Raw genomic sequence first — 15104 nt, forward strand, 5'->3', positions numbered from 1 at the left:
ATTTTTGTTTTTTAAACTGCAATCATATATGAAATCTAAAGGAATTTTTGTAATTACTTCCGTTTATCATATCCTTTTATCCATCTTATTAATTGAAGAACGAAAACTAAAAAACAATACGCTTGTCATTGTTGAAATTACCCCAGATATCGAAACACTAATTGATGGACTTAAAAGAACACCATGGTTTGATGATGTCATTTTAATGATTGGCAGAAAGAAACAAAAAGAACTTGCGGGAAAACTAACTTATACCATAAATCGAAAAAAAATAGTTCAGCTTATTGATAAAAAAAATAATAGCTTAAACAATATTAAAGCAAGTGATACAAGCTTTGATATTTACATTTGCTCGCCCGATTCGGCAAAAAATTATTTTATATATAAATATAAAAATCATAATAAGTTTATGGTTGAAGATGGACTTAAAACCTATGTTACTACTGCTCCAAAAACGTTCAAAAAAATCACTAGTGCTTTAGTAAATCGCCCATTAGTTAATGGCTTTGACAAAAAAATAAATAAAGTTTTTGCAACTAATCCTGAGGGACTTCCGTTAGAGTTAAAAGTAAAATCAGAAAAACTTAATTGGAAACAAACACTAAAAAATTTAGAAACTGATAAACTAAGTCTACTGTCGTTAGCTTTTTTACCATCGACCAGCCTCAGTGAAGGTGGACTATTTCCGTTAGAAAAGTCAAAAAGCATCATCATCACACAAACCTTAAACGAAGATGGTGTTGTTGATAATGAATCTATAAAATTAAATCTCTATAGAAACTTTGTTAATCAAGCAAATACAGATTTAATTTACATTAAACCACATCCTAGAGAACTCACTAATTATGAAACCGTTTTTAAAGATGATGAACGAATTATTGTGCTTCCAAAACTTTTTCCTGCAGAATTATTAAATCTACTCCCAAATTTAAAATTTGAAAAAGCATTCACAGCATTTTCAACCGCTATTGATAATTTAGATAACGTAAATACAAAAATCAACCTTGGTCACACCTATTTTAATGACATGTAAGGTCATCTTAATATTATAAAAACTTCAAAAAGTAATGCAACAAGAATTTGATAATGCTATACAGGTCCTAAAACAAGGCGGACTCATACTTTACCCAACAGATACCGTTTGGGGAATTGGTTGTGATGCAACTAATTACGAAGCTGTTAAAAGAATTTATAAGCTAAAGCAACGTAAAGATTCTAAGTCATTGATATGCTTAGTTAATAATTATTCTATGCTGGAGCGACATGTGGATAATGTTCCCAATATGGCATATACAATTCTAGATATTGCTGTAAAACCTACAACTATTATTTATGATGATCCTGCAGGAGTTGCCGAGAATTTAATTGCAGAAGATAATACATTGGCAATACGTATTGTTAAGAACAAGTTCTGTGAGAAATTAATCAGGTATTTAAAAAACCCTATAGTTTCTACTTCAGCTAATATTTCTGGTCAACCCACTCCAAAATCATTCAAAGAAATAAGTGACGAGATTTTAAAAGGTGTGGACTATGTCGTAAATTTGCAAAACGAAAAAAGTCAATCTAAACCATCAACAATTATTAAATTAAGTAATGTTGGGATGGTAAAGATTATAAGAGAATAAGATCTCATTGCCACGAATACACATATTTAAATGTCCAACACAAATTACAAAGAAGCCTTAAAAAACGACATCTTCAAAATCATTTCTAAATCTGCAAAAGACATAGGAGTTGACAGCTACGTTATTGGTGGTTTTGTTCGTGATTTGATATTAAAGCGTGGAGAACACAAAGATATTGATGTTGTCGCAATTGGTAGCGGAATAGCACTCGCCAAACAAGTCGCAAAAAACTTACCAAATCGCCCAAAAGTACAGATTTTTAAAACCTACGGAACAGCGATGTTAGTCTACAATGACATGGATATTGAGTTTGTTGGTGCTCGTAAAGAATCCTATAACGAGAATAGTAGAAATCCTGTTGTAGAAAACGGGACCTTGCAAGACGATCAAAACCGTAGAGATTTTTCGATCAATGCTATGGCTTTAAATTTATCTGAAGATGACTTCGGAAATTTGCTAGACCCATTCAATGGCATAAAAGATTTAGAGCGTAAGATTATTAGAACACCTTTAGATCCAGACATTACATACAGCGATGATCCCTTAAGAATGATGCGTGCCATTCGTTTTGCAACACAACTCAATTTCACGATTGAAGACGAATCTTTAAAAGCGATTTCTCGCAATAACGAACGTATTAAAATTATCACTAAAGAACGTATAGTTGTAGAACTCAACAAAATTCTAGAAAGTGACAAACCATCTATCGGTTTTTTACATTTAGAAAAAACCGGACTTTTAAAACACATCATGCCTGAGCTTACAGCTTTAAAAGGCATTGATGAAGTTGAAGGTCAAACTCATAAAGACAATTTTTATCACACACTTGAAGTCGTTGATAATATTGCCAAAAACACAAATAACCTTTGGTTACGTTGGGCTGCTCTTTTACATGATATTGGAAAAGCACCAACAAAGAAATTCAGCAAAAAAGTAGGTTGGACGTTTCACGCGCACGAGTTTGAAGGCTCAAAAATGGTGTACCATTTATTTAAAAGATTAAAAATGCCATTGAATGACAAAATGAAATTCGTTCAAAAGATGGTATTTATGAGTTCGCGACCAATTGTGTTGGCTCAGGATTTAGTGACAGATTCCGCAGTAAGACGACTCGTTTTTGATGCAGGAGACTATGTAGAAGATTTAATGGTATTGTGTGAAGCAGATATCACAACAAAGAATCCTAAAAAGTTCAATAAGTATCATAATAATTTCAAAGTAGTGCGTCAAAAAATTGATGAAGTTGAAGCACGAGATCATGTTCGTAATTTTCAACCACCAATTTCTGGTGAAGAAATCATGACCACTTTTGATTTAAAACCGTCTCGTGAGATAGGTCAAATTAAAGAAGTCATTAAAGAAGCAATTTTAGAAGGAGACATCCCAAATGAATATGAAGCTGCTTATCAATTAATGTTAAAGCAAGGCGAACGCTTAGGCTTAACAGTTAAAAAATAAAATACATTTTGAATATAAAGAACCTTATTTTATTTATATCAATAGTGACTTTAGCCTCATGTAAAAGCTCACATTTTATTCATAAAAATGGGACAAAAAAAATAGAATTAATTATACCAAATAATGAAATTGTATTAGGAGATAGTACCTCTACAACTTCTTTAAAACTAAAACTCACAAATATTAATCTTAAAGACCTTATAGTTATTGGTGTTGGTATTAGTATTACTTCAAATAAAAACTTAAACAATAATGATGAATACATGTATTTGGTTTTAAAAACTAGAGCAGATTACTATAAAGAGCATAAATTCTATGATCTTAGAGTAACATATAGCGATAATGGAGAGCAACAACATCACACATTTAAAATCCCATTAACTAGAAAAAACAAATAGTTATCAATTAGTATTGAAAACAAATTCTAAGTTATGATTAAAATCATTAGAACAGATTCAAAAAACAAAGACTTTAGCAACCTAGTTAAAGATTTAGATGCCTATCTCAGGATGACTGATGGTGATGAACATGAGTTCTATAATCAATATAACCATATAGACACTCTTAACCACGTCATAATTATATATATGGATCATAAAGCAGTTAGCTGTGGTGCCTTTAAGAAATTTGATGATTCTACTGTAGAAATAAAACGAATGTTCACCATGCTCAAAATGCGTGGTAACGGATTAGCTTCGGAAATTTTAAAGGCTTTAGAACTTTGGGCTTCAGAATTAAACTATAAAGCTTGCATTCTTGAAACTGGTATTCGTCAAAAAGAAGCTGTTGCATTTTATAAAAAGAATAATTATCAAAACATTCCGAATTATGGTCAATATGTAAATATGGATAATAGTTTGTGTTTTAAAAAAGAATTAAAATGAAAAAAGATAATAAAAAAATCATCTATTGGCTTCTCACAGGTTGTGTTTTAATTTTTATAATGGTTGTTGTTGGTGGTATTACCAGATTAACACATTCTGGACTATCGATTTCTAGCTACAAACTTATTTCTGGTACAATTCCGCCAATGAATGAGGTAGAATGGCATGAAGCTTTTGATCTCTACAAACAATATCCTGAGTATCAAAAACTCAATAATCACTTCGATTTACAAGATTTTAAGGATATTTACTTTTGGGAATGGTTACATCGTGTTATTGGTCGTTTTATTGGTATGGTCTTTATCATTCCATTTTTATATTTTTTAATTAGAAAACAACTTACAAAAGCAACGATTAAAAAAAGTATTGTACTACTAATTCTTGGTGGTTTTCAAGGTTTTCTAGGTTGGTACATGGTTAAAAGTGGTTTAGTAGATAATCCAGATGTGAGTCATTATCGTCTCGCAGCTCATTTAACTACAGCGTTTATCACTTTTGCGGCTACGTTTTGGGTCGCGTTAGATTTAATATTTCCGAAGAAAAAAGAGATAGAAAAAGGCATTAGAAATTTTATTAGAATCAGCTTACTCGTTTTAATTATTCAAATCATTTATGGTGCGTTTGTCGCAGGTTTAGATGCTGGTTTTATTCATAATCATTGGCCAATGATGAGTGAAGGGAAATTTATACATGAAACTGTGTACATAGAACAGCAACCTGTATACAAAAACTTCATTGAAGGCAGAAGTGGTGTGCAATTTGCGCATAGAATAATAGCTTATATTGTTGTTGCTTTCATTATTGGGATTTGGCTGAAAGCAAGACGATTGATCTTAACCAAATATCAAATTACAGGTATTAATTGTTTACTTGTAGGTGTTACACTTCAATTTATTCTTGGAGTACTTACTATTATTTATGCGGTTCCTGTATGGTTGGGAGTGGCACATCAAATTGGTGCTTTTTTATTGCTATCTGCAATGACATTTACCTTGCATCGCTTTAGTAAATAATCTAAAAAAAGTTTATTTTTGCATTATGATTTACAGATTTAGAGTCATCCTTGACCATGACGAAAAAGAAGATATTTTTAGAGATATCGAAATTCGAGAAACCGATTCTCTAGAAGATTTACACAACGCTATTACCCAATCTTTTGGGTTTGACGGACTAGAAATGGCTTCCTTTTATGTGAGTAATGAAGATTGGGAACAAGGTGAAGAAATCTCAATGTTTGATGTAAGTGAAGGTCATAGTGATACAAGAACGATGAGCGAAACAGCACTCAACGCAGTACTTGATAAAACACAAACCAAACTCATCTATGTGTATGATTTCATGAACATGTGGACTTTTCTCGTTGAGCTTGCTGAGATTGTTGAAGTCACAGAAGGCACAGACTACCCAAACCTTATGTTTGTTCACGGACAAATACCAGACTCAGCTCCTGAGAAAACATTTGAAGCCGAAAACTTTGATGATGATTTAGACGAATTTGACGATGATGAACTAGATGTCGATGACTATAGCGATCTCGATTTTGATGAGAATTGGAATTAAGTTTTTTTTAGTCCATGACTGACTTTTGGTTTTATTTAAAAGAAGGTATCAATCATATTTTAGACCTTGATGGTCTAGATCATTTCTATTTTATTATTTCATTTTGTCTTCTTTTCTCCCTTAAAGACTGGAAAAAAATTGTAGGACTAGTCACTGCATTTACACTTGGTCATTGCATTACTTTATTTCTTTCAGGATTGGAATTAGTAAGAATAAATGCAGATACAGTAGAATTGCTCATCCCAATTACCATTCTATTAAGTTGCTTAAACAACTTTTATGTACTACTAAAGGATAAGCAAACTAAACAACAATTAGTTATCACTTATATCATTTTGTTAGTCTTTGGATTAATCCACGGACTAGGATTCTCAAATTACATCAAAATGATGATGTTTGATGGAGAATCTATAGTACTACCGCTTCTAGGATTTAATATTGGGATAGAATTAGCGCAATTAGTTATCGTTACCGGATTATTGATTTTTATTTCAACTCTTCAAATTATTGTAAAATCTCATATTAAATGGGTTAGATTTGGAGTTAATGCCATTATTTTCTTGTTGGTCTTGAGGATGATTTTTGAATAACTCAAACCTCATCAAGAAAAATTATTCATATTAATATCTTCATAATTACGTTTGACAAAACCAAGAGCATTTCTTAAAACATGTCCCATATTTTTACTTTTCCTAAATTCTAAATCTAAAGTATATGCATAAATTTGCTCCTTTAGTAACGCAATGTTTTCATCATTAGAAAGTGTATCTTCTTCCATACAATTCAATAATTCTCCTATTCTGTCTTGAAAACTTATCATACGACGAACAATTATAGAGCGTTCTTCAATTTTATATTGATCTATAGATTCTTTTTGAATTTTCTCTCTAACTAATTCCACCATTTTAAAATTCTCCTTAAAAAATTGAGGTCTGTAAATGTTCAACTTTCCTTCGTAACATTGTTGATCAAAATCAATCGCTCGTATTTTAAAAACCACATGATCAAAATCGTGAGTTGGCACAATCACATAATTATATGAACGCATATCACCCAAAAGCCTAATCATACAACGTTCGTTAAACTTTACAAACTCTTTTGCTATTTGCGCTTTTTCTGAAGAATTACACTCAGGTAACATCGTTTTTATAAACTCATCTCCAGGAATTCCTGCAATATGTTCTTCAATAATAGTGTTTTTGTAGACTAAAAAATTAAGATTATAAGGAGACAACATGTGCTCTAATTCTAATCCATAAACACGAGAAGCATCAGCTTTTTTAACATAGAAATACGTATAATTATCATTGAGAATATTACGAACTTTAATTCTAAAAGGTTTGGTATTACCAAATGTACAGAAATCTATAGCATCAACATTTAAGTACTTAAATATGGTTTCATTACCATCTGAAATTAAGTTAGAATACACACGTTTGAGACTTAAATCTATTTCTTCGCGTTCAAACTCATTATAATATACACGAACCCAAAGGGTATCTTCATCATTTTCATCATAAACCACGATAGCACCTTGAAATCGCAACAAATCGTCATAAAATATTGGAAGTCTAAAGTTTCGGTTATACTCCTTTAAATAACTGTAAAGTTTATCGCTTATAGGGTAAGCAGGTTTCTTTTTTGATATTTTTAAATCGTCCATAATTTTAATTGAGCTCTAATTTACTATTTTCAAAATTAGTTTGTAACAATAATTTGTTTTGTTCGTCATATTTATAATCAACCACTGCGGAATCCTTTTCCGTAGAAAAAATCAATCAAATTTTGGAACCAATTTTAACCATTAATAATCTTACCAAAAAATTTGGCTACCTCACTGCTGTCAAAAATTTATCATTCACAATCAATAAAGGCAATGTCTACGGAATTCTAGGACCAAACGGAAGTGGAAAATCAACAACACTTGGTATCGTTTTAAACGTTGTCAATAAAACCGAAGGCAGTTTCCACTGGTTTGATGGCAACACAACAACTCATGATGCACTTAAAAAAGTAGGTGCTATTATTGAGCGACCAAATTTCTATCCTTACATGACTGCTGCGCAAAACTTAAAGTTAGTGTGTAGAATTAAAGGAGTAGCTCAAAGTAAAATTGAAGAAAAGCTAGAGGTCGTAGGCCTTTTAGACCGCAAAGACCATAAGTTTAAGACCTATTCATTAGGTATGAAACAACGTTTGGCAATAGCATCTGCTTTATTAAATGATCCAGAAATTTTAATTCTTGATGAACCTACAAATGGTCTCGATCCTCAAGGGATTCATCAAATTAGAAAAATCATCAAAGATATTGCAAGCAAAGGCACAACCATTTTATTGGCTTCTCACCTACTCGATGAAGTTGAAAAAGTGTGTTCTCATGTCGTTGTATTACGTAAAGGCGAGAAATTATATTCTGGTCGTGTGGACGAGATGATCTCAAGTCATGGCTTTTTTGAGCTTAAAGCTGACAAACATGATGAGCTTATTACACTGTTAGAAAATCATGCTTCCTTCGGAAATATAAAAGTTGAAGATCAGCTAATCACTGCATTTTTAAACGAACCAATGGATGCACCAACATTTAATAAACTCATGTTTGAAAAGGGAATTATCCTTTCACATCTTGTCATGCGTAAGGAAAGTTTAGAAGAACAATTCTTGCAATTAACAGATAACACAGAAGCATAATCATCAACAAAAAAACATTCTGAAGATTTTTTACTTCGGAATAAAAAAATCAACCACCATGTTAAGATTACTACAACTAGAACTTCAAAAATTACTGCTCAATAGAGCGAGTAAGGTTCTCATATTCATATCGTTTATTTTACCGTTTTTCATTATCCTGCTCTCTTCTATACGATTTAATGTATTTAATTATTTCACATTAGAAGTAGGACATTATGGCGTTTTCAATTTCCCAATCGTTTGGCATATTACAACATTTTTTGCATCGTATTTTAAACTCTTCTTTGCTATCGTTGTGGTGAGTATGATTGGTAATGAATACAGTAATAAAACCATCAAGCAAAACTTAATTGATGGCTTAAGCAAAAAGGAATTTATACTCTCAAAATTTTATACCATTGTCTTCTTTTCTGCAATGTCAACACTATTAATATTCATTATATGTTTACTCGTTGGCTTATTCTACTCTAGTATCGATGAAGTACATCTTATATTTAGAGATACAGAATTTCTCTTTGCCTATTTTTTAAAACTAGTTGGTTTTTTTAGTTTGTGTCTGTTTTTAGGTGTATTGGTAAAACGATCTGCTTTTGCGCTAGCTTTCTTATTTGTATTATTTCTATTAGAATGGATTATTTACGGACTTTTAGCATGGAAATTAGACGAAAGTACTGCTACAAAAATCCAGAATTTCTTTCCGTTAAAATCCATGTATAAACTTATAGATCAACCATTTCAACGTATAGCCATATCAAAAGCACCAAACGGTCAAGACTTTTTATATGACTTTGGTGTGCATTGGTATGAAATCGCAATCGTTATGGCTTGGACTGCTTTATTTATCTTTTTATCGTACAGATTGCTTAAAAAGCGAGATTTGTAATATCTTAGTATCTTAGTTTCTGTGAAAAAGAACAGATTTGAATGCTTAAAATTTCTGAATAAAAAATTAGGAGTTTTTCGTATTTAATTGTTCTACTTATAGATTTTCTAAGTTAATTGCATCTATTACATGAAAAAGAACTCCCTCTTACTACTAATTACAGTGTTTTGTGTTGCCTTCACTTTTGCACAACAAGAGGCGTCTTATTGGTATTTTGGACAAAACGCAGGATTACGATTTAATGCTGGTAATGGAACGGTTACTGCAATTACAGACGGACAATTAAGCACGTTAGAAGGTTGTACATCGATATCAGACACGAGTGGGAATCTACTTTTTTATTCTGATGGTCGTACCATTTGGAACGCTAATCATATCGCCATGGCAAATGCCAGTGAAGCCTTAAACACAGGTCTTAAAGGTGATGAATCTAGTACTTCTTCTGGATTAATCGTACCAAAACCACAAGATCCTGACTCCTATTATATTTTTACTGTAGATGAACCTCATCACGATAATCCATCTCCAGCTACAGCAACAGATGATGGTCTCAATAATGGTTTGATGTACTCATTGGTTGACATTACTTTAGATGGTGGTTTAGGAGATGTTGTTGATGCAGAAAAGAATGTTCCGTTAATTACTTACGATCCAACAAATACTTTGGAAGAACGTTTTAAATGTTCAGAAAAAATCACTGCAGTAAAAGCCGATGATTGTTCTTCATTTTGGGTAATTACACATTTTACAGATAAGTTTTACGCTTTCAAAGTTGATATTAATGGTGTGCAAACAACGCCTGTGATCTCTACTGCTGGACCAGAAGTCCCTGTTTCTGGATATCGTAGAAATTCACTTGGTTATCTCAAAGCCTCTCCAGATGGTACAAAACTAGCAGTTGCTCATTTTGGATTTGCAACTACAGAAGGTGGTAATTCTGGTGGTGGTGTGTATTTATTAGATTTTGACAATGATACTGGTATTGTTTCAAACTCTGTTGAGTTATATAGTCCAGATCAAGGTGACAGTCCATATGGTATTGAGTTTTCTTCGGAAAACAGAAAAGTATACGCCACAATTAACGCAGGAGTAATAGGCAGCGGAGCCAGCAGCATATTACAATGGGATTTGGAAAGTACAAACATTCCAGGTTCTATGGCATTAATTCATCAGTCTGGTACATTAAGTGCTGGAGCACTTCAATTAGGATTAGACAAACGTATTTATAGAGCACAAATGAATTTTTCAAGTGCTAATACATCTGGTAATTTTATTGGAATAATCAATAACCCTGAATTAACAGGTCCTGCAGCTAATTATGACGAAACTGGGATTTTGTTAGATGTTAATGGTGGATTTCAAAATTTAAGTCGCATTGGCTTACCTCCATTTATACAATCACTTTTTAACTCGCAAATAGATATTATCCAAAATGGTATTAGTACGACTGAGCTTAAGTTGTGTGTAGGTGATAGTTATACCTTAATTGCCGAGAACGTTGCAGGTGCTACTTATGCTTGGACAAAAGATGACGTCGTACTAGCAGAAACTACATTTGAATTAGATATTAGTGGACCAGGATTTTACGAAGTTTTTATAGAACCAAATAATGGTGAATGTCCTATTGAAGGAGAAGCTGTTGTTGGTGTTTTTGATATTCCAACAGCAACACAACCTCAAAACATGGTAAATTGTGATTTGACAGATATTTCAGTTTTTGATTTCACCACTCAAGATACAGAGATACTTGACACACAAGACCCATTACAATACACTGTTCATTATTACTCGTCTCAAGAAGATGCAGATGATAACATGAACGAAATTACTGGAGATTTTACTTCCGAAGAAAACCCTCAAACTATTTACGCTCGTGTAGATAATAATGATAATCCAAATTGCTATGCAACAACATCTTTTTCACTTACTGTTTTTATAACTCCTGTAATAAATACACTAAATGATATAACTGTTTGTGATACAGATTTTACTGAAAACAGTATGGACGGTATAACAACCTTAGATTTAGATATACAAAATGCTGGAATTCTTGGCACTCAAGACTCTTCTCTTTACACAATAACTTATCATCCATCACAGCAAGATGCAGAGGATAATATAAATGCTTTTCCTAACACTTATACAAACACAACAGCGTATACTGAGGAGATTTTTGTGCGACTAGAAAATAATGCAAATACAGATTGTTTCTCAACTTCCTCTTTTTCACTGAATGTAAATGATGCTCCAGAAGCTATTGACACCACTTTAATACAATGTGATGAAGATGGAATTCCAGAAGGATTTACAAACTTTGATCTCAATCAAGCATTTGATGATATAACTGGAGGTGCTACGAATAGAACAATCCAATTTTATGTATCACTTTCAGATTTAGAAAACGATGAAGACGAACTCAATGCAGATGCTTTTGAGAATTATTTTGATCCGCATATTATTTATGCTTTAGTGACTAATACAGACACTGGTTGCGCCAACATTGCTGAGCTCACGTTACAAGCTAGTTCAACGTCTTCAAACAACACTAGCATAGAAGCTTGTGATGATGATGGCACAGAAGATGGATTCTACAACTTTAATCTTACTAATGCTTTGGATGCTATTCTCTTCGGAATTTCCCCAGACCTAGATGTCACCTTCTATGAAACCTATGACGATGCTTTATTAGAAGATAACGCTTTAGGAAATAACTTTACAAACACAACCGCTTATAATCAGACTATTTATGCTCGTGTGGAAAACATGAATGCTTGTTTTGGTATAAGTGAGATTGAGCTTACTGTTTTTGAATTGCCAAATATTGTCATTCAAGAAGATGTGTATTATTGCTTGAACACATTCCCGCAGACCATCATATTAACAGGAGGATTAATAAATGATACTCCAAATAATTACTACTACGATTGGTCAACAGGAGAAGATGAGTTTGAGATTGAAGTTAACGAACCTGGAACCTATACTGTTCGTGTGACCTCAACAGATGGTTGTTTTAAGGATAGAACAATAAATGTGTTAGCCTCAGACATTGCAACATTCACAGAAATAGAAGTAACAGATGCGACTTCTAACAATACTATTTCGGTCTTTGTGACAGGAGATGGTGTTTACGAATATGCTTTAGATGACCCAGAAGGCTCTTATCAAGAAAGTAATATTTTTGAAAACGTGAGCTTTGGATTTCATACTGTTTATGTACGTGATATAGAAAACGATTGTGGTACTGTTGACGAAATCGTTTCGGTGATTGGTTTCCCTAAATTTTTTACACCAAATGGAGATACTTATAATCCTACTTGGCAAGTCAAAGGCATCTCTAGTAACTTTCAACCTAATTCTCAAATTCTTATTTTTGACCGCTTTGGTAAATTATTAGCCGAAGTTGATCCATTAGGTCGAGGTTGGGATGGAACTTTCAATGGTTTTAACATGCCTGCAAGTGATTATTGGTTTGTTGTCACTTTAGAAGATGGTCGTATATTTAAAAGTCATTTTGCCCTAAAACGATAAATATTTTATGAATAAAACAATTTCAAGTCTACTCTTATTTTTAATATCTACAACGCTTTCATTCTCACAAACACCCAACGATTGTATAAATGCAATTCAAATCTGCGGAAATTCTAATATTGACTTAGATGTTGCTGGTATTGGAACTCAAGACGTTTTTTCTAATGCTTGCGGAATGATTGAAAACAACACCATTTGGTTTAGATTGACGTTTGAACAAGCTGGTAATTTTGGGTTTGTATTAACACCAAATAGCACTTCAATTATTGAGGATTATGATTTTTCTCTTTTTGGACCTGTTGATTCTTGTTCTAATTTGGGTACAGCTATTCGTTGCTCGACTACGAATCCACAAGCAGCCAATCAAGGTAATAATCTTACTGGAATGAATGATATTGAAACAGATGTATCTGAAGGTCCTGGAGTAGATGGAAACAGTTTTGTGAGTGAAGTTAATGTTCTAGCTGGAGAAACTTACTATTTATTAATTGATAGACCTGTTGGTAATAGTCCGTTTAGTTTGGAATGGACAGGAACTTCTGAATTTCCAAATCCACCAGAAAATCAAATGACAACCAATGAAGTCATAGAACTTAATGAATGTGATAGAATTGCACCTTTTGGAGATGGCATAACACAATTTGATTTAGAAGATAACACTGCAGGTCTTATTGGAGATCAAATGAATGTTGAAATCACGTATCATGAATCAGAAGAAAATGCTGTTTTAGGGATTAATCCTCTAACGAGTCCATATACAAACACGAGTAATCCGCAATCTCTATATACAAGAATTCAAAATACGGTTTCTCTGTGTTTTGTGACTTCCAGAATAGATTTAAATGTTACTGAAATTGGCATCATACCACCATCTGATCTTGAAATTTGTGACAATCCATTGTTACCAACAGGAATTACCGAATTTGATTTGACATCAAAAATTCCAGAAATTTTAAACGGACTGAATCCTGATGACTACAGCTTTACCTTTCATTTAAGTCAGGAAAATGCAGAAATGAACTCAAACCCTCTGTCATCAACGTTCCAAAATACTGTACCAGATGTACAACAAATATTTGCTCGTGTTGCGGAGATCTCAACACAATGTTTTGGATACGTACCTATCAATTTAATAGCTACTCCACTTCCAGACGCTTTTGACATCACTTTAATACAATGTGATGAAGATGGCATTCCAGAAGGATTCACAAACTTTGATCTCAATCAAATTGCAGACGATATCACTGGAGGCGTTACGAATAGAACAATCCAATTTTATGTATCGCTCGCAGATTTAGAAAATGATGAAGATGAGCTTAATGCAGATGCTTTTGAGAACTATTTCGATCCGCATATTATTTATGCTTTAGTGACCAATACAGAGACTGGTTGCACCAATATTGCTGAACTTACCTTACAAGCAAGCTCTACGTCTTCTAACGATACAAGTATAGAAGTTTGTGATGATGATGGCACAGAAGATGGATTCTACAATTTTAATCTTACCAGTGCTTTAGATGCTATTCTCTTCGGGATTTCGCCTGACTTAGAAGTCACTTTCTATGAAACCTATGACGATGCTTTACTAGAAGATAACGCTTTAGGAAATAACTTTACAAACACAACCGCTTATAACCAAACCATATATGCTCGTGTAGAAAACATGAATGCTTGTTTTGGTATCAGCGAGATTGAACTTACTGTTTTTGAATTGCCAAATATTGTGATTCAAGAAGATGTGTATTATTGCTTGAACACATTTCCGCAGACCATAATTTTGACAGGAGGATTAATTGATGATACTCCAAATAATTACTATTACGAGTGGTCAACGGGTGAAGATGTGTTTGAGATTGAAGTTAACGAACCTGGAACTTATACTGTTCGAGTCACCTCAACAGATGGTTGTTTTAAAGATAGAACGATTAATGTGTTAGCATCAGACATTGCAACATTTACAGAAATAGAAGTAACAGATGCGACGTCTAACAATACTATTTCAGTCTTTGTGACAGGAGATGGTGTATATGAATTTGCTTTAGATGATCCAGAAGGCTCTTACCAAGAAAGTAATATTTTTGAAAACGTGAGCTTTGGATTTCATACCGTTTATGTACGTGATATAGAAAATGATTGTGGTACTGTAGATGAGATAGTTTCGGTGATTGGTTTCCCTAAGTTTTTTACACCAAATGGAGATACTTTTAATCCTACTTGGCAAGTCAAAGGTATTTCCAGCAATTTTCAACCTAATTCTCAAATTCTTATTTTTGATCGTTTTGGTAAATTATTAGCAGAGGTTGATCCATTAGGTCCTGGTTGGGATGGTACTTTTGATGGATATACAGTGCCTGCAAGTGATTATTGGTTTGTTGTTACTTTACAAGATGGTCGCGTTTTTAAAAGTCACTTTGCACTGGTACGTTAGATATACAAGTGTGAAATATTTTATGTAAATTTAAAATATCAATCAGC

At 33.0% G+C, this 15104-nt stretch carries 13 protein-coding genes; 12 read left to right on the forward strand and 1 reads right to left on the reverse strand.

What is annotated here, in order from left to right; all coding sequences use genetic code 11:
- Window positions 1-28: 28 nt before the first annotated feature.
- From IM744_RS18670 to IM744_RS18705, 8 genes are read left to right on the forward strand one after another with little or no spacing between them, the layout of a single operon-like run.
- Window positions 29-1033: a glycosyltransferase family 52 gene (locus IM744_RS18670; protein WP_194509695.1), complete on the forward strand. Its 1005-nt coding sequence runs from the start codon at window positions 29-31 to the stop codon at window positions 1031-1033.
- A gap of 34 nt (window positions 1034-1067) precedes the next feature.
- Window positions 1068-1628, forward strand: coding sequence for an L-threonylcarbamoyladenylate synthase (locus tag IM744_RS18675; RefSeq protein WP_194509696.1), 561 nt, complete (start codon window positions 1068-1070; stop codon window positions 1626-1628).
- A 30-nt stretch (window positions 1629-1658) separates the two neighbouring features.
- A complete protein-coding gene (locus IM744_RS18680) occupies window positions 1659-3086 on the forward strand; it encodes a CCA tRNA nucleotidyltransferase (protein WP_194509697.1) in 1428 nt (475 codons plus the stop codon).
- An 8-nt stretch (window positions 3087-3094) separates the two neighbouring features.
- Window positions 3095-3484: a hypothetical protein gene (locus IM744_RS18685; protein ID WP_194509698.1), complete on the forward strand. Its 390-nt coding sequence runs from the start codon at window positions 3095-3097 to the stop codon at window positions 3482-3484.
- A 33-nt stretch (window positions 3485-3517) separates the two neighbouring features.
- Window positions 3518-3970 (forward strand): GNAT family N-acetyltransferase, encoded by a 453-nt coding sequence (locus tag IM744_RS18690; protein ID WP_194509699.1) that lies wholly within the window; start codon window positions 3518-3520, stop codon window positions 3968-3970.
- On the forward strand, window positions 3967-4983 hold the full coding sequence (locus tag IM744_RS18695; protein WP_194509700.1) for a COX15/CtaA family protein: 1017 nt from the start codon (window positions 3967-3969) through the stop codon (window positions 4981-4983). Before IM744_RS18690 ends, IM744_RS18695 begins: the two co-directional genes overlap by 4 nt.
- A gap of 25 nt (window positions 4984-5008) precedes the next feature.
- Complete coding sequence (locus IM744_RS18700) at window positions 5009-5530, forward strand: IS1096 element passenger TnpR family protein (protein WP_194509701.1); 522 nt, start codon at window positions 5009-5011, stop codon at window positions 5528-5530.
- A 14-nt stretch (window positions 5531-5544) separates the two neighbouring features.
- Complete coding sequence (locus tag IM744_RS18705; RefSeq protein ID WP_194509702.1) at window positions 5545-6120, forward strand: HupE/UreJ family protein; 576 nt, start codon at window positions 5545-5547, stop codon at window positions 6118-6120.
- Window positions 6121-6131: 11 nt separating this feature from the next.
- On the opposite strand, the gene IM744_RS18710 is transcribed toward IM744_RS18705, so the two are convergent.
- Window positions 6132-7193 carry a hypothetical protein gene (locus tag IM744_RS18710; protein WP_194509703.1) on the reverse strand — a complete coding sequence of 354 codons (1062 nt, stop codon included), beginning with the start codon at window positions 7191-7193 and terminating at the stop codon, window positions 6132-6134.
- Between the two features lie 122 nt (window positions 7194-7315).
- Between IM744_RS18710 and IM744_RS18715 the strand changes: the two genes are divergently transcribed.
- The 4 genes from IM744_RS18715 to IM744_RS18730 all read left to right on the forward strand — a co-directional run bounded on the left by IM744_RS18715 (window position 7316) and on the right by IM744_RS18730 (window position 15057).
- Window positions 7316-8218: an ABC transporter ATP-binding protein gene (locus tag IM744_RS18715; RefSeq protein ID WP_194509704.1), complete on the forward strand. Its 903-nt coding sequence runs from the start codon at window positions 7316-7318 to the stop codon at window positions 8216-8218.
- A 58-nt stretch (window positions 8219-8276) separates the two neighbouring features.
- Complete coding sequence (locus IM744_RS18720) at window positions 8277-9101, forward strand: ABC transporter permease (protein ID WP_194509705.1); 825 nt, start codon at window positions 8277-8279, stop codon at window positions 9099-9101.
- A gap of 129 nt (window positions 9102-9230) precedes the next feature.
- Window positions 9231-12629, forward strand: coding sequence for a T9SS type B sorting domain-containing protein (locus IM744_RS18725; protein ID WP_194509706.1), 3399 nt, complete (start codon window positions 9231-9233; stop codon window positions 12627-12629).
- A gap of 7 nt (window positions 12630-12636) precedes the next feature.
- The gene (locus tag IM744_RS18730) at window positions 12637-15057 is read left to right on the forward strand and encodes a T9SS type B sorting domain-containing protein (protein ID WP_194509707.1); all 2421 of its coding nucleotides are present in this window, start codon (window positions 12637-12639) and stop codon (window positions 15055-15057) included.
- Window positions 15058-15104: the final 47 nt, after the last annotated feature.

It is taken from the genome of Psychroserpens luteus (assembly GCF_015319355.1).
Lineage (GTDB): Bacteria > Bacteroidota > Bacteroidia > Flavobacteriales > Flavobacteriaceae > Psychroserpens > Psychroserpens luteus.